General features: G+C 41.2%; 13 protein-coding genes. 6 read left to right on the plus strand and 7 right to left on the minus strand.

The annotated features are described in order from the left end of the window. Window positions 1-249 precede the first annotated feature (249 nt). From AB4140_RS10965 to AB4140_RS10975, 3 genes are all read left to right on the plus strand, one after another. Window positions 250-1,686: an MBL fold metallo-hydrolase RNA specificity domain-containing protein gene (locus AB4140_RS10965; RefSeq protein ID WP_372000928.1), complete on the plus strand. Its 1,437-nt coding sequence runs from the start codon at window positions 250-252 to the stop codon at window positions 1,684-1,686. Between the two features lie 210 nt (window positions 1,687-1,896). Next, a complete protein-coding gene (locus AB4140_RS10970) occupies window positions 1,897-4,452 on the plus strand; it encodes an MMPL family transporter (RefSeq protein WP_303445591.1) in 2,556 nt (851 codons plus the stop codon). A 552-nt stretch (window positions 4,453-5,004) separates the two neighbouring features. Next, window positions 5,005-5,676: an oligogalacturonate-specific porin KdgM family protein gene (locus AB4140_RS10975; protein ID WP_102437072.1), complete on the plus strand. Its 672-nt coding sequence runs from the start codon at window positions 5,005-5,007 to the stop codon at window positions 5,674-5,676. Between the two features lie 182 nt (window positions 5,677-5,858). On the opposite strand, the gene AB4140_RS10980 is transcribed toward AB4140_RS10975, so the two are convergent. From AB4140_RS10980 to AB4140_RS11000, 5 genes are all read right to left on the minus strand, one after another. After that, entirely contained in the window at window positions 5,859-8,273 is a 2,415-nt protein-coding gene (locus AB4140_RS10980; RefSeq protein WP_372000930.1) for a putative bifunctional diguanylate cyclase/phosphodiesterase, read from the minus strand. 231 nt (window positions 8,274-8,504) lie between these two features. Beyond that, window positions 8,505-9,452: a diguanylate cyclase gene (locus AB4140_RS10985; RefSeq protein ID WP_102531588.1), complete on the minus strand. Its 948-nt coding sequence runs from the start codon at window positions 9,450-9,452 to the stop codon at window positions 8,505-8,507. A 678-nt stretch (window positions 9,453-10,130) separates the two neighbouring features. Continuing rightward, the gene (locus AB4140_RS10990; RefSeq protein WP_102519968.1) at window positions 10,131-11,270 is read right to left on the minus strand and encodes a DUF917 domain-containing protein; all 1,140 of its coding nucleotides are present in this window, start codon (window positions 11,268-11,270) and stop codon (window positions 10,131-10,133) included. Between the two features lie 112 nt (window positions 11,271-11,382). Further along, window positions 11,383-12,771: a cytosine permease gene (locus AB4140_RS10995; RefSeq protein WP_102476437.1), complete on the minus strand. Its 1,389-nt coding sequence runs from the start codon at window positions 12,769-12,771 to the stop codon at window positions 11,383-11,385. A 64-nt stretch (window positions 12,772-12,835) separates the two neighbouring features. Then, window positions 12,836-14,989: a TonB-dependent receptor gene (locus tag AB4140_RS11000; protein ID WP_102437082.1), complete on the minus strand. Its 2,154-nt coding sequence runs from the start codon at window positions 14,987-14,989 to the stop codon at window positions 12,836-12,838. A gap of 229 nt (window positions 14,990-15,218) precedes the next feature. On the opposite strand from AB4140_RS11000, the gene AB4140_RS11005 reads away from it, so the two are divergent. Continuing rightward, window positions 15,219-15,746, plus strand: coding sequence for an Lrp/AsnC family transcriptional regulator (locus AB4140_RS11005; RefSeq protein ID WP_102437084.1), 528 nt, complete (start codon window positions 15,219-15,221; stop codon window positions 15,744-15,746). A gap of 121 nt (window positions 15,747-15,867) precedes the next feature. Here AB4140_RS11005 and AB4140_RS11010 read toward each other — a convergent pair whose 3' ends face one another. After that, on the minus strand, window positions 15,868-17,229 hold the full coding sequence (locus AB4140_RS11010; RefSeq protein WP_303410089.1) for a M17 family metallopeptidase: 1,362 nt from the start codon (window positions 17,227-17,229) through the stop codon (window positions 15,868-15,870). A 272-nt stretch (window positions 17,230-17,501) separates the two neighbouring features. Beyond that, a complete protein-coding gene (locus tag AB4140_RS11015) occupies window positions 17,502-17,897 on the minus strand; it encodes a hypothetical protein (protein ID WP_102437087.1) in 396 nt (131 codons plus the stop codon). A gap of 669 nt (window positions 17,898-18,566) precedes the next feature. On the opposite strand from AB4140_RS11015, the gene AB4140_RS11020 reads away from it, so the two are divergent. Together AB4140_RS11020 and AB4140_RS11025 are read left to right on the plus strand one after the other, a co-directional pair. Continuing rightward, on the plus strand, window positions 18,567-19,733 hold the full coding sequence (locus AB4140_RS11020; RefSeq protein ID WP_372000933.1) for a N(5)-(carboxyethyl)ornithine synthase: 1,167 nt from the start codon (window positions 18,567-18,569) through the stop codon (window positions 19,731-19,733). A 262-nt stretch (window positions 19,734-19,995) separates the two neighbouring features. Continuing rightward, window positions 19,996-22,179, plus strand: coding sequence for an OsmC domain/YcaO domain-containing protein (locus AB4140_RS11025; RefSeq protein ID WP_303410083.1), 2,184 nt, complete (start codon window positions 19,996-19,998; stop codon window positions 22,177-22,179). Window positions 22,180-22,242 lie beyond the last annotated feature (63 nt).

A 22,242-nucleotide genomic window follows, 5' to 3' on the forward strand; every position in this document is an offset into this window, starting at 1 on the left:
AATTACAAAAATAGCCTTTCTCGTTTGATTGTTGTAATAGATCCTATCGGGTTAAAGGGCTATTAATCACTTACTTTAAGTGGGTTGTTGCCTGTGTGTTTTTAACTTATTGACTCTTTCTCCATACTCACTTTCTTAGCACTTCTCTATCTGTTAATTATATGCACTTACCAATGGCTTATTCGCATCTAATTTATTGTCATAGTCTATGATTAAGGAACGACTCAAGGGAAAACTGAGGAAGTTACCATGGAAATGACACTGCGTTTTTTAGGGGCAACTCAAGAGGTAACAGGTTCCTGTCATTTATTAACTATCGACGGTAAACAAGTGTTGTTAGATTGCGGTTTAATTCAAGGTGGTAGAGCCGTTGAACTGCGAAATCATGAGCCGTTTGCTTTTGAGGCAAGCACTATCGATGCGGTGGTCTTAAGTCATGCCCATATTGATCATTCCGGCCGTTTGCCTTTATTAGCAAAGTTAGGTTTTGATGGCCCTATTTATACCAATAAAGCCACTGCTGAACTGTGCACTGTAATGCTAAAAGATGCCGCCATGCTGCAGCAGCGCGATAATGAACGGCTGAATAAGAAGCGTAAGAAACAACAGCTCGAACCAATCTCCGCTTTATTTGATCAACAAGATGTTGATAAGGCGATATCGCAGTTCGTGCCGCTCGATTACCAAGTCGAAAACCCAATCGTGCCACATGTTAGTGTAAGACTGTTTGATGCTGGGCATATTTTAGGCTCGGCTATTGTTTCGTTACAACTAGGTGAGGGCAGTCAGCAGAAAACCATAGTCTTTAGTGGTGACCTTGGCCGCGCAGGCATGCCGATTCTACGAGACCCTACCTTAATTGATAATGCTGATTTAGTCTTAATGGAAAGTACTTATGGTAACCGTTTACACCGTAGTTGGGATGAAACCATTGCTGAGTTAAAACAAATTTTTGCCAAAGCGATAACCGAAAGTCGCGGCAATATATTGCTACCAGCATTTTCGGTGGGGCGAGCACAAGAATTGCTGTATTTATTTCATTTGTATGCCAAAGAGTGGGATTTATCCCGTTGGAAAATTTGCTTAGATAGCCCGATGGCTATTGAGGCGACCCGAGTGTATATCAATAATTACCCGTTAATGGATGAAGACTTTAAACGCTTTACCCGCATGCATCCAGGTGAACATCCACTGTTATCTAATGTTGAGTTTACCCAAAGCACAGATGAGTCAATGCTGCTGAACGAAGTACATAAGGGGCTGATTATCATTGCTGGTAGTGGAATGTGTAACGGCGGGCGAATTCGTTGTCATTTCGAACATAATTTATGGCGCCCAGAATGTGATGTCATTATTTGTGGTTATCAAGCAGAAGGTACGCCGGGCAGAGCGCTGGTAGATGGTCAGCCTGAACTGACAATTCGCGGAAAATCGGTAAAAGTTGCTGCTAAGTTGCATACCATAGGCGGCTTGTCTGCCCATGCCGATCAAGCTGAATTACTGCGCTGGTATCGTCATTTTAATCATCAACCACCATTGATATTAGTCCACGGTGAAACCACGGCGCAGCAAGGGTTAGTGGATGCAATACAGCAAGATAAATCATCTGGCCCCCAAGCGCTTGCGATAGCAGCCCATGGCGATAAACTGGATTTAAATGGCCTACCACAACTGGTTTGGTGTTGAATGGCGTTATCCAGCGGTGCTGTAATTGAGCAATGCTGTCATTGAGCAATAGTGTTTTGTGCTGACGTTGACTGCGAATGCACATTAATACATATGTTCATTACAGCCTTTCCCAATGACAAATTATCATTGTTGTTGCTTATGTCATTGCCACATGGATGATTATCAAGACTATAATGTCGCTATCCACTTTATCTGCGAAGCTCACTTGTGAAACATTGGTTTTTTTCAAAACAAACATTGCCGTTTATATTGTCATTGCTCTTTATTGGGCTAATGACCACCATTGCTATTATCTACAGTAAAAATAATTTCGTGGTTGACTCCAACCTAGATCGTCTCGTTCAACAAAATGCCCCATGGAAGGACAACTTAACGAAGACGGTAAATGAATTTGGCGACTCTGAAAATGGTCTGGTCATTGTGGTTTCTGGTGACAATCATCAGCAAGTACAAACTATGACTGAAGCGCTACAAGCAGACTTTTCTGCACAGCCCTTATTTAACGACGTATTTGCGCCAGCAACCTTGCCATGGCTTAAGCAGCAAGCCTTGTGGTTATTACCCGAGCAAGACTTTATTGATTTTAATGCCAATGTTGCCAGCATAATGCCAAAACTTCAGGCGGTCATGTCAGTTGAAGCTAATGGCACTACTGGGCAAAATGATGCTGGGATACAATTATTAGCACAATTAAATCATGCTATTGAAACTGATGACATTAAAGCCGCGAAGCTGTTAATTAACGTATTAAACCAACTGGCGGCAAAGCAGGGCAGTGTTGACTGGTTTGAGGTATTGATGCCACCAAGTCGTGGTACTATTTATCAAATTATCACCTTAAATGCACAGCCTCAAAACGATCAAAAACAGCCGAATAAATATATCATCGAAACCGCACAAAATATTATCCATCAATACAGTGATAATGACGCAGTGCAAATTCGCATTACTGGTCAGACGGCGTTGGACTATGATGAAATCAGTGACGCCAATAATAGCGTAACCTTAGCGGGGACCATGTCGCTGATAGGCTTGATTGTAGTATTGGGATTTGGTATTCGCTCTTTGCGCATAATCGTTGCCAGCTATGTGGCCGTGATTATTGGGTTGGTGTGGACGCTCGCACTTGGATTATTTTTGGTTGGTTCATACAACACCATTTCCATTGTATTTTTGGTGATGTTTATTGGTTTAGGTGTCGATTTTGCGATTCATTTTTGTCTGCGATTACGAGAAGAGCAAGCACTACAGCCTACCAATTATGCCAGCTTGATTGCGGCAATTCGCGGCACTTTTACGCCACTTAGTTTGTGCGCATTAACCTCTGCCATAGGGTTTCTTGGCTTTTATCCTACAGCTTATACCGGGCTTGCTGAATTAGGGGTTATTTCAGCGGCGGGGATGGCAATGGGGTTGCTGGCAACCTTTATCGTTATTCCGACTTTTTTCTTTATTTGTGGCTATCCTCGAGCGCATGGTTTTAAGGCTAACATAGCGACTGAAGAGGGTGATACTCAGTTCCAATATGCCAGCGACGATGATTTCTGGTTGCCTAAACATCACAAAATGGTAGTTTTTTTGGCCGTGATAGCCTTAGCTATTTCTGGCTATGGTGCCAGTAAAATGGAATTTGATTTCTCGACTTTGGTATTAAAATCGGTGAAGTCTGAATCGGTTAGAACCCTTGAAGAAATTCAACAACAAGGCTTAACCTCAAGCTATCAAATGATGATGCTAGCGACATCACGACAACAAGCGGCCAAGTGGCAATCACAATTGTCTGGTTTAGCTGAAGTGAGCAATGTGATTTCAATCAACTCTTTTTTAGCCACTGATCGCGCGTCCAAACAGGCAGCATTGTTGCAAACATTAGCAGCCGCCAATGCGCCAATAGAGTCATTAGATAGCCTTGCAAGCTTGCAACAAAACCTAGTCAGAGCTGATTATGCCCAAGGCGTGATTGCGCAACGTACCTTAGATTGGCTTAAAAATAATGATGAATTCACCCTTGTGAGTCAAATTAATCAACATGCATTGGCGCCATTACAAGTTATGCAGCAAAGTTTAACTCAGTTATTGCAAGCCCCAATTCCAAGCTATGATGATATTCCTACGGTGTTAGCTCAGCGATATAAAAACGAGCAATATTTATTAGTGGTGGCTTACCCTGCTGGCGATATGCGTGATGTGAAACAGCTGGATAGATTTATTAAGCTTGTACAAGACGTAGCGCCCAATGCAACCGGAAGACCTGTAGCCGAGCAGCAAGTGGGTAATATTATTATTAACGCATTTTTGCAGGCAATCACTTATTCACTATTACTGATAGCCGTCATTTTGTTGCTAGCGCTAAAACATAAGCGCGATGTTATTTTGACTTTTATACCGCTGTTATTAACCACCTTATCAACTATGGCTGTTGCCCATTGGAGTGGACAGGCGCTAAATATGGCCAACATCATTGTCATTCCATTGATATTTGGCTTGGGGGTCGATAATGGTATTCACATCGTTGAGCGCTTTCGGGCGGTGGGATCTGCGAGGGCCTTTTATCAATCATCAACCCCAAGAGCGGCAGTACTAAGTTCACTAACCACAATGGCGACCTTTGGTTCTTTGTTACTGGCCGATCACCGAGGTATGTATAGCATTGGTTTTTTACTCACCATCGCCATCGGCTTTCTACTTTTCTACAGTTTAACGGTATTACCCGCTTTATTGTTTAGTGTGAAAAAGATGCAGCCCGGCTATTCGTTAAAATAAGCTTATTATGGTCTTTGCTTAAATTTTTATTATTTAAAAATGCTGATAGGGACATTGGCTTGTTTAATCCTGATGCAAATCTTAAGCGATACTCAATAATAGCTAGCACTTAAGCTAAAAACGTAAGCAAGCCATTTTCATCGCCAATATTTTACTGTCGAATTTCTACATATCACCAGCGTGTTTTTTACATGTTACTTTTGCGCTTTATAAATAACCTCTGTGCCTAAAATTGTAAATTTGTAATACAAAAGGCTACTATTCCTAACAGTGCTGATAATAGGTTGGTAACAACTTGTGGCGCCTTTGCTTACATTTCAAGGGGTTTACGCTCTTATGTTGAACGAATGCGTAACATTCGCAAGCAAATAGGCGGTAAATTAGCGAGTTTTTGCTGTGGTTTATATCATTTTGATCTAGATCTCAATTTACAAACCTGTGCTATTTTACAATATTGTATTACTTATTAAGGCTGTTAATTGAATTTATACTGGGTACATGAGTGGCTTTTTAATTCGATGTATCATAGCTATGATGTGAGGGTTTATTGTAATGACTGCTAAAAATCTGCTTTTGTGTGGCTGTGTCGCTCTGTTTACTTGCTCTACCGTTTCTGCTGCATCATTTAACGTTCGTCAAGAATTTCGAGCTGAGTCTGGTGAGTCGACTCGGGTCAAAATAGGTAGCAGTATTGGTAATTTTAATTATAGTGGCGAGTTAAAATTTAAGCCTGTAGATGGTTCTGATAGGAAGTCTAGCCAAAATAATGGTTGGGAGTTAGGTTTAGATTATCGCTTTAAAATTAACGATAACTGGACCATAGTGCCAGGGATGCCCATTGAGGCCCGTGAAAAAGGAATGACCTATAAACCGCAAATTCGAGTAAACTATGCCGTTGACAGCATTCAAGGTTTAACCATTACAGCTCGTTATCGTCATGACTTTTATAGAAATAATTCCGATGTTGATAAGCAGCGTCATCGATTGACCACAGGTTTTGGTTATACCACTCACGATTGGAAATTTGGTTTTGAAGCTGATTTATATAAGGCCGTTGATTACAATATTTATGACAATGGTGATACTAATTATGAGTTGAATCTAACCGTAGCTCGTAAGATAGGCCAGTGGACACCTTATGTTGAATTTGGTGATATTAATGTCAGTAATGATAGCCCTGATCGTGAGCTACGTACTCGAATAGGGTTAACTTATAGTTATTAAGATATAATAATTTCATCCAGCGTTAGTGGTCATTTAGTTTTATCAATATATTCACTAAGCTTAGGAATGAAGGTTTATCTGCAAAGGTAAGCTTTCTGCAAACTGATATCGCTTTAGATAGTTATTGAAAAGTTAATTCCTATCACGACAGATAATTATTCTGATTAACCTTTAAAACTGAATCAGTTAAAAAGGGCGGTTAATGCTACTGGTGTTGATGACGTATCAGGTTGTGAAAATCGAGCTTCAAATTTATCGATAGTTTCAGGTTTGCCACACAAATATCCTTGATAGTGACTGCAGCCTTCTTTTGATAAAATCTGTCGCTGTGATTCATCTTCTACCCCCTCAGCTATCACGGTTAAACCCAAATTATGTGCCATTGCTATGATGGTGCGGACAATTTCTTGATCGCACTTATCTTCAACCAAACCATCGACAAAAGATTTATCTATTTTAAGTTGGAAAAGAGGTAATTTTTTCAAATATTGTAAAGATGAGTAGCCGGTTCCAAAGTCATCCAGTGAAAACTGAATGCCTAATGCAGCAATTTGGTTCATTTTTACTATGGTTTTATCGATATCATTTAATAGAATTGATTCGGTTAATTCTAGCTTCAGTAATTCAGGGCGAACCTTATGGTATGTTAATGCGGATTTTATTGTTGCGACAAAATTGTCTTGGAGAAATTGTCTCGCACTGACATTAATCGCTAAGGTGAGTGATTCAGTTGAGCTATTTTGCTGCCATAATTGCAGTTGTGCACAGGCGGCGTCTAATACCCAATGACCAATTGAAATAATCGAACCATTTTGCTCTGCAACGGGAATAAACTCTACCGGAGGAACAAGACTCCTGTTGGGGTGATTCCAGCGCAATAGCGCTTCAGCACCTAATGGATTGTTATGCTTGTCTACTTGAACTTGGTAATAAAGTTCAAATTGTTTATTTTCAATAGCATGATTTAATTCTGCTTCTAGCGCGACGCGATTAGAGATATTGGCTTGCATTTGGGGGTCAAAAAATCGCATTGAATTGCGGCCATCGTCTTTAGCTTTATACAAGGCGATATCGGCTTGTTTCAGTAATTCATCAACGGAGGTATTTTTGTTTTTAACTAAAGTAATACCAATACTGGTGCTAATGGAATAATCATGGCCATTTAGTTGATAGGGTAAATTAATTGAGGCGAGTATTTTTTTGGCAATATCTTTGCTTTGCGTGGCAGCTATAGTGGATTTACCACTTAATGCTTCAATTAAAATTACGAATTCATCGCCGCCAAAACGAGATACTGTATCGCTTTCTCTAATGCACTGTACCAGCCGTTTTGCCACTTTTTTTAGGAGTATGTCTCCCATATCATGGCCTAAGGTATCATTGAGGGTTTTGAAATTATCAAGGTCTAAAAACAGTAATGCCCCTTTTTGGTTATGACGGCTGTTTGTTAATAAAGAATGATTGAGGCGGTCCATAAGTAAACGACGGTTTGGCAGTCGAGTTAATGGGTCAAAATAAGCTAAATCGGCAATTTTTTTCTCAGCTTGTTTATTAAGGGTGATATCACAGATGGTGCCGACATAATTGGTAATGACAGAATTATTATCAGTGACCGCAGTGATAGTGAGCTTTTGTGGGTAGATATCGCCATTTTTTTTCTTATCCCAAACTTCACCCTCCCAATAACCGTGCTCTTTGATTATTTTCCACATCTGTAGGTAAAACGGCTTTTTGTGTTTGCCGGAAGATAAAATACTCGGATTTTGACCAAGGACCTCATCGGCATCATATCCGGTAATCCTAGAAAAGGCGCGATTTACGCGTAATATTTTGTTATTGGTATCAGTGACCAGCATGCCTTCTTGGGTTTCAAAAGCGGTTGCAGCAATCCGCAAATCTTCATGCGTTTTTCTCAGGCTACTATCACGGTTAAATAAGTTTCTTAGGACCATTGTGGCTGTAATGCAGCCTGACAAAATCGTAAATAGTGAAAATGCAGTAAATAGGATCCACAATGTAGTATGTGACTTTTCACTTCTTTGTTGAGCCTGTATTACTAAATTAGCCGCTTTGTTTGAAGAGTAGTCAACGATATAGTCCATTCTATTCATTAAAGCTTGATACAAGGGGGTAGCCTGATTTTTTATCAGTTTTTCAGCATTCGTAATGTCATGGTTTATAAGCAATTCAATAATATCTTGTTGAATGCGCTGAAGCTGTAAAGTAAATGAAATTGCCTCAGTGACTTTGGTCATATCACCTAAAAAATTTGTTTGGATGATGTTTAAATTATCAGCCAATGTAGTTTGTATTTTGTCGGTCTCAACAACAAAGGTGTCACGCCTAATATTACTTTGGTCAATGAGGCCATAGAGTAGCTGGTTTCTTAGGGTTGTAATTGATTGTCGTGAAATACGCGCAGCGGCGTTGACTTGAAAAGGGTGTTGGTAGATTTTATTGGTTTGAGAAGTAAAGTCATGTATCTCATTGTTTAATTGAAATGCGAATGACAGCAAACCGGCAAAAACAAAGGTATATCCTGACAATGTAATCAATAAAAGTTTGGTATAAGGCCTTAAAAATTGTCCTAATGACATAAAGCATCCCGAATCCATTCATAAGCTTATAATAAACTATAGTCGCAACTACCTCATTATGCGGGTAATTCACCAATAATATTTAAAAAACTCGAGCTAGCGCTCATTTGCATTTCAAAATCGCTTATATTTTCCTAAACCAGTGATGAAAAACTTAATCTAAATGAGCTTTATGCCATTAGTTATACTTTCTTATGTCCAACTATTCTGTTAAATCACAAATAATAACCACTAGGAAATATTGCTTATTTCTATGCTGGCGACTTGGTTTCTTCCATTCGATTTAGCAAGATACAGTTGCTTATCAGCAAGTTCCAATAACATACCTTGCTGCATTTCCTTATGAGGTACAACGGTAGCTACGCCTGCACTGATGGTGATGTAGTCTGATACATTTGAAAAGCCGTGTTCGATTTTTAGGGCGTTGATGTTATCGACAATTGATTTGGCTTTATGTTCAGCGCCACAAAAATCAGTTTGTGGCAAAATACACACAAATTCTTCACCGCCGTAACGTGCCACTAAATCACAAGGACGTTTCAGTGTCTGTTGTATTGTTTTGGCAACCTGGGCTAGGCAGTTATCTCCTTGCTGGTGGCCATAGTTATCGTTGTATTGCTTAAAGACATCAATATCTAACAGGATGATGGAAATAGGCTCTTTTTCACGAACACAATGGCGCCAATTTGCGGCAAAACGCTGGTCAAACTGGCGTCTGTTAGCGACACCCGTTAACGCATCGTACATGGCAAAAGAGCGCAATAAATCCGATTGCTGTTTGAGCCTCAATTGATTTTTAACTCGGGTTTTGGTGATGATGGGGTTAATAGGTTTATGAATAAAATCTACTGCGCCAAGTTGAAGTCCTTTTACCTCAGTGGCTTCTTCAAAATGAGCTGTAATAAATATAACGGCGATATTGGCCGTGAGTGGATTCGCTTTGAGTTGTTTGCATACTTCAAAACCATTTACTGTCGGCATTTCTATATCAAGTAATACCATATCTGGTTGTAAACCCATGCATACGTCGATGACTTGATCGCCATCGGTCGCCATGAAAATATCATAGTCTTCTTGCAATAATTTTTTAATTATTTTGACATTAACAATTTGGTCATCGACCACCAAAATTTTGCCTTTAACGTCATGTTGGGACACAATGAGGTCTGAAATTTCCATTTATAACCCTTCTATAATCCCATTTACGCGAACTAATTAGGGCTGCTAACACAGCGCTACTGTTAGTCGAGTAAATGCTGATTTTCTATTAGTTTAATAAGCTCAATCCTTGCTCTACTAAATTAATATTAGCAAACATCCTTTAAAAAGCATCAGCGTTAGTTATGTTTCGGCAAAATAGCGGTTTTAACTAATCCCATAGGAAGCGTGATGGTTTAGTTTTACCGAGTGGTTAGACTGTTGTTAGCTCTTTATTGATTAGTTCAACTGTGGTGACTTCACATTAGGTATCTCGAGATAGCGGTAATATCAGTAGCGATACTTTTTAGAACTTAAAGTGAGATAAAAATCCTATTTTTGAAATTATATGGGGTATTAAAAGCTTAATCCAATGGAGGAAATGCTTATCAATCAGTGAACGTTTTTGTACAGCTCAATAGACAGAAAAACATCTAAATCACCTTTAACTAGCAGGCATAGTAGCAGAAAGTGGAAGATCAATTTGTCAGTGGCATTATTGCTTGGTAACAGTGGCAGTAATTGTGGTTATTGCTCTATTAAATGAACCTAATGATGGTTAAATGAATAGGTTCATTTCGCATATTTTCTATTTAGCTTTTATTTATGAGCATTTAAGTACTTAATTTAGCTAGAAATTAATTTAACCTGTTTAAGCATTTAGTCATGGTTTTCAAAATGAGTCGCTTGCAAAAAATGACGCTCTACCGCAGCTTGGTAGGGCGCATCTATGCCTACGTAAGCGGGACCAAAAGCCTGTAAGCCTTTTTCGGTGACAAACTCTTTTGGTGCTGGCAGTACTATAACGGCAACATTGACGCCATAACTGACATTGGGGTTAGTGATAGGGCTATTGCTATCCATGTCTAGGCAGCAAATTAAATCAGGAATAGTGACATCCACAACGCCATTTAAGCGACTGACTAAATTCTCATTTTTTACTTCAATATGGTAACGGTCATTGAGATGTTGGCCTGTGCCTTCAATAAATATGTCTCCAAGAGTGAAACCGTCTTGGGTTTTAAATTGATATTTGGCAATCGAGCCTCTAAAGGCCACATAGCCACCACCATGGCTGGCAATGGCATCGGCGATATCTTGGTTGTTTTCTTTGGCTAACCGGTAGGCTTTACCTATTTCAAGTGACTTAGATATGGTGCCTTTAATCACCGCATCTTTAACCTGCTCTATGGGCATCGCATGATCGATAGCAGCAATGTCGTTACGGCTTATCATCGATAAGGCTCTTACCACGTTTTCGGCGCGTAAATCATCAATAACATTTTCACAAATAAAGCATTCGCCAAACTCGTTGGCGGTGACAATGGGCGCAGCAGGGATGTTATTGAAATAGTAGGTTGAATGGGTTATTTCAGGTACCGCACGACCTGCCACATCGGCGTCAATAATATAGCCATTAGCCATGGCGGCCACGTAAAACGAAATAGCGGTATTTGAGCCGCCTAATTCACAGCAAATGGTGCCATAAAACTCATCGCCAGTGTATTTTTCTAACCGTCTAAATGCGGTCATAATCGATGAGCTGCTGCTTTTAGGTAAGCGGGTATATTGCTGTTCTTCTTCAGGTGTCATTGGTGATAATGCCCCTAGCATATAGGGGGTGCAAATCTTTTTGCCCTGGGGCACATCATCAACACTAACAAGCTTAAATGTCTTACCTTCAGCCAGTGCTTTATCAATATAGTAAAAGCCTTCATCTAGCTCACCGCCACCGCCTGTGCCTAATATAGCGCAGCCGTGCAAGATATCTGATAGGTCAACTCTTGTTAGTGTTTTCATAAATAATAGCTCTTAAACTTAAACTTTTTATGGTGTTGATCTTATGCCAACGCTGCAAAATTTGTGTTCCATTTGTGCCGCGAAGCAAAAACATTCCTATGTATTTACTGGCTTAAGCAATGGATTTTTTTGCAAAAGCTTGCATCAATAAATAGTAGGTTGGCGCGGTGACTAAAATGGCGTCGCATACTTCAATACCTGTGATGGTGATTAGGCCATGATTGGTCAGCATTGAGGTTGCAATTCCCACAGCCCAGGCGATAACGGCAAGGTAATTAACCGCCGCAACTTGGCTTAATTCACTTAACAGGTAAGATTGTTTATTACGTACGATGAAAAAATCCACCACATAAATCGCCGCAACAGGGGTGAAGATAATCGATAGGCTAAATAAGAAGTCAGTAAAATTAGCCAGTAAATTAAATGAAGCGATAATCGTGCCTAATACGCCTGAAACCACGATGATTTTCCATTCTTTCCAGCTAATATTTATGGCGTTAAAACCCAGCGCGGCGCTGTATAAATTGACCACGTTGGTGACCCAGCTCGACATGATGAGCAAGATAAACGCTAAAGTGCCAATGCCTAATGTGAGCATGACAGCCAGAATATCACTTTGTTGCACCGCAATACCTGCCATGGCTGCAGCGATATAAACGAAGCTGTTGAGTACTAAAAATGGCAGAAATGAAGCGATAATGGTGTCATTGGTGGTTTTTGCAAACCGGCTAAAGTCAGGCATTAATACCACGCTGACAATAAAACTGCCGACAACGGCTGATACCGCTTCACCAAAGGTGAGTTCAATGCTGTTAAACTGAGTAACTGCATCTGGGGCGATGACATAACCGACACTTTTATAGAGCATATAAGCCACTAACATAAATAGAATCGGCACGAATAAACTGGACAGCTTTTCAATCAGCTTAAAGCCCCAAATAGTGGTGAGGGTAATTAACATTCCGGCTGATACTTCTAATAGCCACAATGGCACTGTCACAGTAAATAACTGTTGAAACAGGGCTTGAGAGACTTCGCTAAACAGATTGATGTTAACCCCATACCAACCCAGTAAAGATAATACAAACGCAAGGCTGAGCAGGTTTGCTCCTTTGCGGCCAAAGACAAATTTCATGGTCATGCATGAGGTTAGGCGGTTGTGCATGCCAACTAAGCCAGTGACAGTGCCAAGTACTGACAAAATAATGCCGCCAATAATAAAGGCGTAAATACTTTGGCTAAGGCCTAACGCGCCGCCAAGCTCAAGCCCGGTGATTAGACCCGGCACGGCAAATGCCAATCCACCGTTTATCATGCCAATGCGCACGCCGCCGACGGTTTTATCTTGCGGCACGGGGCGAGTGGCATAATCATCAAATAGATCATTGTTTGCACTATTTTTAGAGCTATATTCAGAGCTATATTCAGAGCTTGGCTTAGGGCTGTGTTCTTGGTTGTTTCTTGCGCAGTATTCAGCGCTAGGTGTCAGACGGTTAGGCATAAGTTCTACTTGTAAAAATAGGCCCCTAATCTAGAGGCCTGTATGGGAGTGACGATGTCTTGCCTTAGAAATTATAAATCGCTTCGATACCATATGTTCTCGGTTTATTAGGCATGCGGGCTAAATCGGTTACGCCATCACCATAAAAGAAGATATCTTCAATGGTGCGCTCGTCAGTTAAGTTATTGACATATAGCTGCACTGTCCAATCGTCAGACTTCAAACCGACCCCAGCATTAATTGAGGTGAAGGTTGACGAAGTAACATGTGGGATTTCAATATCAAAATATTGTGGCCCTTGCACCTGAATATCAGCTCGAGATACCAGTGACCAGTTTGAGCTAATAGGGAAATAATGATCTGCAGATAAACTATAAGTATATTCTGGCACCCATACTTGTGATTCACCTTCAAGCTCAGGTCTATCTGTAAACTCTTTTATTTCTGAGTCAATATAACCTGCATTAAAACGTACATTGAGGTTTTCTGTCGCAGCCCAGCCTAATTCGATTTCAGCGCCTTTAGTGAGCACGTCATCAATGGCGAGGTTTTCAAGGGTAAAGCTGTCGACATTAAATTGGGTAATTTGTGCATCAGATTGGGAGATGACAAATAACGCACCGTTTAAGGTCAGTTTATTTGAGAATAGGGTGGTTTTAAAACCCGCTTCGTAGCTGTCAGACACTTCCTGATTGTAAACACGGTTTATACCTTCTGCGGGCTCGTTAAAGCCTCCACTTCTAAAACCTTTTGAGTAGCCAGTATAAAGCAGCAACTCCTCATTCATTTGATAAGCTAAAGTCACCTTAGGTTGCCATTGGCTAAAGGTATCCTCTGCAAACGTATCAACAGGGAAGTTAGGGTCGTAAGACTCACGTTTGTCGCTATCAAAACGTAGCGCTGCCGTTAATTCTAACTTGTCAGTAATGTCGTAGTTAATTTGACCTGATAATGCCCAGGCTTTGCTGCTGTTTTTATCGGCGATGGTTAGATACATCATCTCATCGGTAAAATCGTCTCTGTCTAGCGGCACATCGCCTAAGAAGTCGTCAAAGAAGTTAATGGTGTTGTCACGTTTCTTGTCTTGATAGAAAGCTGACACTGCCCATCTTAAATCCTGATCACTTTGAGAAGTAAAGCGTGATTCAACCGTCAGTGATTTCACATCAAATAAGCCTTCAGTGCCAAAAGGGGCACGGAAAAAATCATCTTCATCAATAAAGGTCGGGTCGGCGGAGTAATCGCCATCGTAAAAGTGTTTGTTTTCAGAGCTACTGTAAGCAGTGATAAAGTCAAAGGTACCTAAGTCATAATGCTGGGTAAGTTTGGCGCTGACTTCATATACATCACGTTGGTCGTTATTACGGATGTTTTGCGAGGTGCCAATATCAAAGTCTTCCGCGCTGTCTTCAGTGACGCCTTGATAATAAGCAAAGCCGGCATCGCTGGTGGTGTAACGGCCGCGCAGGTTTAAACTGGTGTCGTCTGTGAGATCAAATTCAAGCTGGGCAAACACTGAGTCTTCTGAAAAGTAATCTGCTGGCTCATCTAAAAACACATTATCAATTAAGCCATCAGAGTTTTTGGTATAACCGCCAACACGGAAAAATGCGCTGCTGTCATCATTAAGCGCGCCCGATACCACGCCATTTAAATTATAGGTATTGCCGTTACCGTATGAGCCTTTAATGGTGCCTTCTAACTCTTCGGTTGGTTTTTTGGTGGTGACAATCACTGCGCCGCCAATGGCGCCTTTACCGTAAAGTGCACCCTGTGCACCGCGCATGACTTCAATACGCTCAATGTCGACTAAATCTTGGTTAATAAATTCTAAATCGGGTGCGGTGACCCCATCAACCACAAAAGCCAGCGGCGCATCGCCCACTTGCGGGGTAATTAAGCCGCGGATAGTGATACGGGCAAGGCCTGGTCTGAAGTTGTCCAACTGGCTTAAATTAGGCGTGAGATCGGCAACATCTCTGAAATTTTCAATACGCTGGTTTTGGATCATATCAGCACTAAACGCGGTTACCGAGTCTGGTACATTCTGTAAGGTTTCTACACGGCCACGAGCACTAATCTCGATGCGCTCTATTCCGCTAGTGGCTTCAACAGTTTGTGGCTCATTGTTCTCAGCGTGGGCTGAACTAACAAGCGATAAACCCACCGCAGTGGCTAATATTGATTTTGCGAAAAAACGACGATTAGTATGACTCATATTTTGGCCCTTATAGGCTTCCTTGCATAAATATGTAGTTATTATGCATTTGTGTGATCCGTTATAACCATTGTGGGACTTTGCTGGAAAATAATATTTTGTAATGCAGCAAAAATGCAGTAAAAATTTGTCGCTTTGAGAGGAAACACGGGACATTTTGCAAATTAATCATGGATAATCCACTATAGGTAGCGAAAACCATAGATAAAATAACACTAGGTTTCTGAAAATGAAAAAGAAAGTAAAGATTGATAGTTACAACAAAAAAATATTGGCGACCCTACATCTTGAGGGGGATTTGACCAATATTGAATTAGCTGAAAAAGTAAACCTTTCACCTAGTGCTTGTTTTCAGCGAGTTAAATCGTTAAAAGAAGCCGGCTATTTCAGAACCTTTCATGCGGATGTGAATTTAGAGCAGATTTGTGAGCACGTGATGGCCTATGTGGAGTTTACCTTAACCGATAACACAGCACCGTCGCGGCGACGCTTTGTTAGTGCTATTCAAGATATTCCAGAATTTATGGATTGCATGCAGCTTGCTGGTGATGTGGATTATATGTCGTTAAGTTGCTTTCCCAATATCAAAAAACTCAATGAGATCTGTACCGAGCTTTCAGACAGATCAGAGCTAAGTATCAAAAATATTAAGACCCGTATCGTACTTGAACGCAGTAAGTGGTTTTTAGGCTATCCGTTATCAAGTTTGAAGTGGTTAGATGATAATGGTCAAGATGTAGACCGTGGCGCTGAGTAAGCTTAATAGCTATGCAGTGTTTTTTGTTTGCTATATAAAACAGTGATAAAAGTATCATGGTTTTAATAAAGAAAAGGCCTGTATCGACAGGCCTTTTCGCTAATGAGGTTTTGGGCTTAGTTTACTTATCAAATCGATTTTGCAGGTAATCAAATACCGCACGAATACCAAAGGCTTCACCACCCACAGGACGACCCGGTAATTTACGGTTATTCCATGCCATCACATCGAAGTGACTCCAGCTAATATCTTTATCAACAAAGGCCTCAAGATAAAGTGCTGCGGTAATTGCGCCGCCAAATGGAGTTTTGCCGCAGTTGGCTAAGTCAGCAATATCACTACAGGTTAAGTCATAATAAGGTTTATGCAGTGGCATGCGCCAAACTGGGTCGTCTACAGATAAACCCGATGCGGTAATATCGGCGGCCACTTGGTCATCGTTACTAAAGAACCCCGGCAGCTCGGTGCCTAAAGCAACTCGCATAGCCCCTGTTAAGGTGGCAAAATCAATCATTAGCTCAGGTTTGTCGTTATTGGCTTCAGCAAGGGCATCACATAAGACTAAGCGGCCTTCGGCGTCAGTATTATCAATTTCAACGGTCAGCCCTTTGCGGGTAGTAATCACATCACCGGGCCTAAAGGCATTGGCTGAAACGGCATTTTCAACCGCAGGAACCAATACCCGCAGACGAATAGGTAAGTTGCTCGCCATAATCAATTGCGCTAAACCAATAACATGCGCTGCGCCGCCCATGTCTTTTTTCATAAAGCGCATGCCGGCGCCGGGTTTTAAATCAAGGCCACCAGAGTCAAAACACACACCTTTACCTACTAGGGTCACTTTAGGAGCCGATTCATCACCCCAAGTTAAGTCGATTAAGCGCGGAACATTTGCGCTGGCGCGGCCAACCATATGAATGGTCGGGTAGTTTTGCTCAAGTAGTTCATCACCGACAATTTGGTTGAGCTTAGCGCCAAATTCTGTCGCCATGGTGCTCATGGTCTCAGCTAAGTGTTGCGGCATCATATCGGCGGCGGGTGTGTTAACCAAGTCACGGACTAATGACACTGAGCGGATGAACTTATTAGCTTCATCAGCTTGCGCACTAGTCGGCACAATAAGCTGTGGAATTTGCTTGTCGCTTTTTTTGTAGCGATCGAACTGATACGCCCCTAAACCCCAACTAAATGCGGCGGTTTTTATCTGCTTGTCATCCGCGTTTAATTGGTATTGACCTGCGGGCAGTTGATTAACCAGATCACCACACAGCCAATAAGAGTCATCTTGGTTACTCACAAAAATAACTTCAGCTAACTCACCTTCGGTATTAGGAATTAAGCTCATGCCTTTACCTGAAAACTGGGTGGTGGTGAGCCAGTTAGTAACATTTTTAGACTGCTTATCGCGCCACTGTGCAAATGTTTCGCTATTGAAAATAGACAGGGGAATGCCTGAAACACCTGAAATAATGATATTGCTCATAGTAGGACTCGTTGATTGCGATGAGTTTAAGGATATCCCTAAGAGTATCAGGCTGATTTGATTCTAGAAAGCATAGAGATGGTTTTAGTGTGCTTGTTTGCTGCAATAGATGACTATAGTGGAATGGCGCGACTGAAATAGGCGGTTATGAGCTGAGGTTACGACTACTTTTTGGCAAAGTTATTAGGATTGCTAAAAAATAACCGTGGTAGTTGCTTATTAGTTTAGCTACTGGCTATTGTCACTTATCAGTTAGGCTGTGGCTATTTGGGTTAACTGGTTTTGTTAATGGCGTTTTTTCGAGCATTGGCTTTGCGTTCGGACATATTATTGAATGAGCTTGGCAGCACGTCAACGCCTACCATTTTGCCGAGTTTTAATACCAAAGGAATAGTAATAGGGGCAAAAGGTAACACCGCGAAAACCCCTAAGCCCAAACCTTTGAGTAAGTCGGCAAATTGTTTATTGGCTTCGGCTAATTCATCCTTGTTGGCTTGCTTGCAGGTATAGCGTTTATAAGTCACCAGCATGGCTTTGGTTTCTTGCTTTTCTTGGGCTAAGGCCTGTTTTACCACCAACATATCCAGTTTTACACGTAGCCAAATGCGCCGTCTTCCAATACGGATAACGCGAATAGGGGCCTTGTGTAATAGCTGGTAGATACTCATGGGCGCGATTGTCGCATAGTGGCTGTAGTTAACCTATTTATTAAAGTGAATAGTTACATTTAGCTGATCTCGATGAGATCAGTGTAGTTGTTTTTAAGCATAATCTAATAATATAGACTGACTTTTTTAAAGATTATGCAAAAGTAGGCCAATTTAGCTGGCTTGACTTATCTTGTTTAAATACGAGCTTATATTTAGCAGCCGCGGTTTTAACAGGACTAAAGCTGCGCATTTTAACTTTAGCGGGCTAATTTATGCTAAAGTAAGGCGCTTATCTTTTTTATCTTCTTCGGTAAATAGACAACCTCATCTTGTGCTATATGAGTTTTCAAAAGCGTTAGCAATGATTAATTCATTAAGTGCTCACACTGCTAGTTATATGAACTTCCCATAATTCTGTAGCTAAAACCTTCGTAGTGGATAAATGAGTATGCAATAAATTTCCCTTCAAATATTGACACTTTATCGTCTGCGACGCTTTTTTAAGCTCGGTCACCGTAAAGTTCTTCCATTTATAAAACTCTATGTTAATTAGGCCGCGTTGTTTACGACTGTCGCATTAACCAGAGCAGATCCCACCTCTAATCATTAGAGCAACTGGCCATTGGCGAAAATAAACATTCGTGTATGCAGTCACATAGATCCATTGATATAACAAGGAACGATGACATGAACACGTTAAAAGTAGGAGTCATAGGGACTTCAAGAAAAGTAGACGAAAAACGCTTTCCCATTCACCCAGGACATTTACTGCGCATTCCGCAAGCGCTTCGAAAGCAACTCATATTTGAGCAAGGTTATGGCGAACCCTTTGGGATCTCAGATGCTGAAATTGCTGCATTAACTGGCGGTATTGCCACGCGTCATGAGTTACTGGCAAATATTGGTACGGTAATTATTGCCAAGCCGGTGTTAGAAGATTTACAAGAGCTGCGTGAAGGCGGCACTTTATGGGGTTATGTACATTGTGTGCAGCAGCAAGATATTACTCAAGCAGCGCTAGATCGCAAACAAACCCTAATTGCTTTTGAAGATATGTTTATTTGGTCGGCAACGGGGCAAATGGGTCGTCATACTTTTTATAAAAATAATGAAATGGCTGGTTATTGTGCAGTGCTACACTCATTACAACTTAAAGGCATTGATGGCCACTATGGCGATCAACGTAAGACGATTATTTTTGGCTTTGGCGCCGTGAGTCGCGGCGCGATTTACGCCCTTAAAGCCCATGGTTTTAAAGACATTACCATTTGTATTCAGCGACCTGAAGAGCAAGTGCGTGAAGAAGTATTAGATTGTAACTATGTCCGTATTCGCGCAGGCGAGACGGGCGAAGCCCGAATGATGGTGGTTGAGCATGATGGCACTAGCAGGCCATTAACAGAGCTCATCAGTGAAGCCGATATTATCGTTAACGGCACTTTTCAAAACACTGCCAAGCCAACTAATTTCGTTATCGAATCTGAAGCAGAGTGCCTAAAACCCCATAGTTTGATCATTGATGTCAGTTGCGATGAAAAAATGGGCTTCTTTTTTGCTAAGCCGACCACATTTAAACAGCCAATGTTTAACTATAAAACGGTGGATTATTATGCGGTGGATCATACCCCGACTTACCTTTGGGAAAGTGCTACTCGGTCGATTTCAGCAGCGCTGATTGTGTATTTACCTGCAGTGCTAGCAGGGCAGAGCGCTTGGCTGCAAAATGAAACCATTCGCCAAGCGATAAACATTGAAGAGGGCGTTGTTTTAAATGAGGCGATTTTATCGTTTCAGCACCGTGAGGCAGAGTACCCTTACAAGATTAAAGATATTGAATTAAGCCTCGCCGTTTAACTATGGTCATTTAACTATAGTCATTTAACTATGGCAAATGTCATAAATAAATCTATATGTCGACTTAATCAGCAATAACTTAGCTGGTCATGTGCAAGCATGGCCAATGCTAAGCCTTTGATTATTGTTTAATGCAGGGGAAATTTTTCAGCTAATTAAGCAATAGTGACAATTAACCCAAGACTATTGCGCTAAAAACACCGATAATTCACCTCATTAGATATACCCGCCAATTTACAGCGCACGACTCTGGAACTATTCAATGGAAATCAAAGTTAATTTTCTCGACAACTTAAGACTTGAAGCCAAGTTTGACGACTTTACTGTTACTGCCGATCAGCCTATTCGCTACAAAGGTGATGGGTCAGCGCCAAGTCCGTTTGATTACTTCTTAGCGTCGTCAGCGCTGTGTGCGGCTTACTTTATCAAGGTGTATTGTAAAGCCCGTGATATTCCTACGGAAAATATCAAGCTATCACAAAACAACATTGTTGATCCTGAAGATCGTTATAACCAGATTTTTCAGATCCAAGTTGAATTACCAGATGATATTTCTGAAAAAGATCGTACCGGTATTTTACGTTCTATCGACCGCTGCACGGTTAAAAAAGTGGTGCAAACCGGCCCTGAATTTAAAATCGAAACCGTTGATGATTTAGCCGCTGACGCCAATGCCATGCTAATGGGTCAACCTGAAGGCGATACCAGCACCTACATCATAGGTAAAGACTTACCCCTTGAAGAAACCATCACCAACATGACTGCCATGCTAGCAGAGCTGGGGATGAAGATTGAAATTTCTTCATGGCGTAACATTGTGCCGAATGTGTGGTCACTGCATATTCGTGATGCAGCATCACCAGCCTGTTTTACTAATGGTAAAGGCGCGACGAAAGAGAGTGCGCTGTGCTCTGCATTAGGTGAATTCATTGAACGTTTAAACTGTAACTTCTTTTATAACGACCAGTTCTTTGGCGAAGAGATAGCTAATAGCGAGTTTGTGCATTATCCCAATGAAACATGGTTTGAGTTAGAAGAAGATGACTCGCTGCCAAGCGGCATTTTAGATGACTACTGTTTAGAGATTTATAATCCAGATGGTGAGTTAGCCGGTTCAAATCTGATAGATACCAACTCAGGTAACTTTGAGCGTGGTATTTGTACCATTCCTTATACTCGTCACTCAGATGGCGAAGTGGTTAATATCCCGTCTAACTTAATCGAGAACTTATTTTTAAGTAACGGCATGAGCGCGGGTAATAACCTAGCTGAAGCCAAGGTGCAGTGTTTATCTGAAATCTTTGAACGCGCGGTTAAACGCCAAATCATCGAGCAAGAAATTGTCCTGCCAGATGTGCCAATGGCTGTACTTGAAAAGTACCCAAGCATATTAGCGGGTATTAAAGGTTTAGAAGAACAAGGCTTCCCTGTTGTGGTTAAAGATGCCTCACTCGGTGGTCAATTCCCTGTAATGTGTGTCACCTTGATGAACCCTAAAACTGGCGGCGTATTTGCTTCATTTGGCGCCCATCCGAGTCTTGAAGTGGCGCTTGAGCGCAGCCTGACAGAATTATTGCAAGGTCGAAGCTTTGAAGGCTTGAACGATGTGCCAAAGCCGACGTTCAATAGCATGACAGTGACAGAGCCTGAAAACTTTGTTGAGCACTTTATTGACTCTACAGGTGTTATCTCGTGGCGTTTCTTTAGCAGCAATCATGATTATGATTTCTGCGAATGGGATTTCTCTGGTACTACGGAAGAAGAAACTGAAAGCTTATTTGGCATCTTAGCGGATATTGGCAAAGAAGCTTATATTGCTGAGTTTGACCAATTAGGCGCAGCGGTTTGCCGTATCTTGGTGCCTGATTACTCAGAAGTGTATCCAGTTGAAGATCTTATTTGGGACAACACCAATAAAGCGTTGGATTACCGTGAAGAGATTTTAAACCTGCATGTGTTAACCCAAGAGCAGTTAACTGATTTAGTTGAGCGCTTAGAAGAAAGCCAACTGGATAATCAAACCGATATACCAACCTTAATTGGTATCGTGTTTGACGAAAACACCCCTTGGGGACAGTTAACCATCATCGAGCTTAAAATCTTAATCTATCTTGCGATAGGCAGACTTGAAGATGCGATGGATTATGTTGGTGAGTTTTTACAATACAACGACAATACAGTCGAGCGCGGCTTGTTCTATCAAGCGGTTAATGCGGTATTAGAAGTCACCTTGGATGACGGTTTAGCGCTTGAGCACTTTATCAATAACTTCAACCGTATGTTTGGTGAAGACAATATGAAAAACGTTGTTGGCAGTGTCACTGGTGAGGTGAAGTTCTTTGGTTTGACTCAAACCAGCATGAAGCTTGAAGGTATCGAGCCGCATTTAAGATTGATTGAAAGCTATAAAAAGCTGCATCAAGCACGGGCGAATGCCGCTAAATAACGAATACAGTTAAAACCAATTTAACAAAGCCCATTTCATGATGGGCTTTGTTGTTTTTGTCAT

Source organism: Shewanella sp. 10N.286.51.B2, from assembly GCF_041469265.1.
Lineage (GTDB): Bacteria > Pseudomonadota > Gammaproteobacteria > Enterobacterales > Shewanellaceae > Shewanella.

What these genes read in the sequence shown, in the direction of transcription:
- AB4140_RS10965 (WP_372000928.1), top strand. Translation starts at nt 250, where the DNA reads ATGGAAATGACACTGCGTTTTTTAGGGGCAACTCAAGAGGTAACAGGT.
- AB4140_RS10975 (WP_102437072.1), top strand. Translation starts at nt 5,005, where the DNA reads ATGACTGCTAAAAATCTGCTTTTGTGTGGCTGTGTCGCTCTGTTTACT.
- AB4140_RS10980 (WP_372000930.1), bottom strand. Translation starts at nt 8,273, where the DNA reads ATGTCATTAGGACAATTTTTAAGGCCTTATACCAAACTTTTATTGATT.
- AB4140_RS10985 (WP_102531588.1), bottom strand. Translation starts at nt 9,452, where the DNA reads ATGGAAATTTCAGACCTCATTGTGTCCCAACATGACGTTAAAGGCAAA.
- AB4140_RS10990 (WP_102519968.1), bottom strand. Translation starts at nt 11,270, where the DNA reads ATGAAAACACTAACAAGAGTTGACCTATCAGATATCTTGCACGGCTGC.
- AB4140_RS10995 (WP_102476437.1), bottom strand. Translation starts at nt 12,771, where the DNA reads ATGCCTAACCGTCTGACACCTAGCGCTGAATACTGCGCAAGAAACAAC.
- AB4140_RS11000 (WP_102437082.1), bottom strand. Translation starts at nt 14,989, where the DNA reads ATGAGTCATACTAATCGTCGTTTTTTCGCAAAATCAATATTAGCCACT.
- AB4140_RS11005 (WP_102437084.1), top strand. Translation starts at nt 15,219, where the DNA reads ATGAAAAAGAAAGTAAAGATTGATAGTTACAACAAAAAAATATTGGCG.
- AB4140_RS11010 (WP_303410089.1), bottom strand. Translation starts at nt 17,229, where the DNA reads ATGAGCAATATCATTATTTCAGGTGTTTCAGGCATTCCCCTGTCTATT.
- AB4140_RS11015 (WP_102437087.1), bottom strand. Translation starts at nt 17,897, where the DNA reads ATGAGTATCTACCAGCTATTACACAAGGCCCCTATTCGCGTTATCCGT.
- AB4140_RS11020 (WP_372000933.1), top strand. Translation starts at nt 18,567, where the DNA reads ATGAACACGTTAAAAGTAGGAGTCATAGGGACTTCAAGAAAAGTAGAC.
- AB4140_RS11025 (WP_303410083.1), top strand. Translation starts at nt 19,996, where the DNA reads ATGGAAATCAAAGTTAATTTTCTCGACAACTTAAGACTTGAAGCCAAG.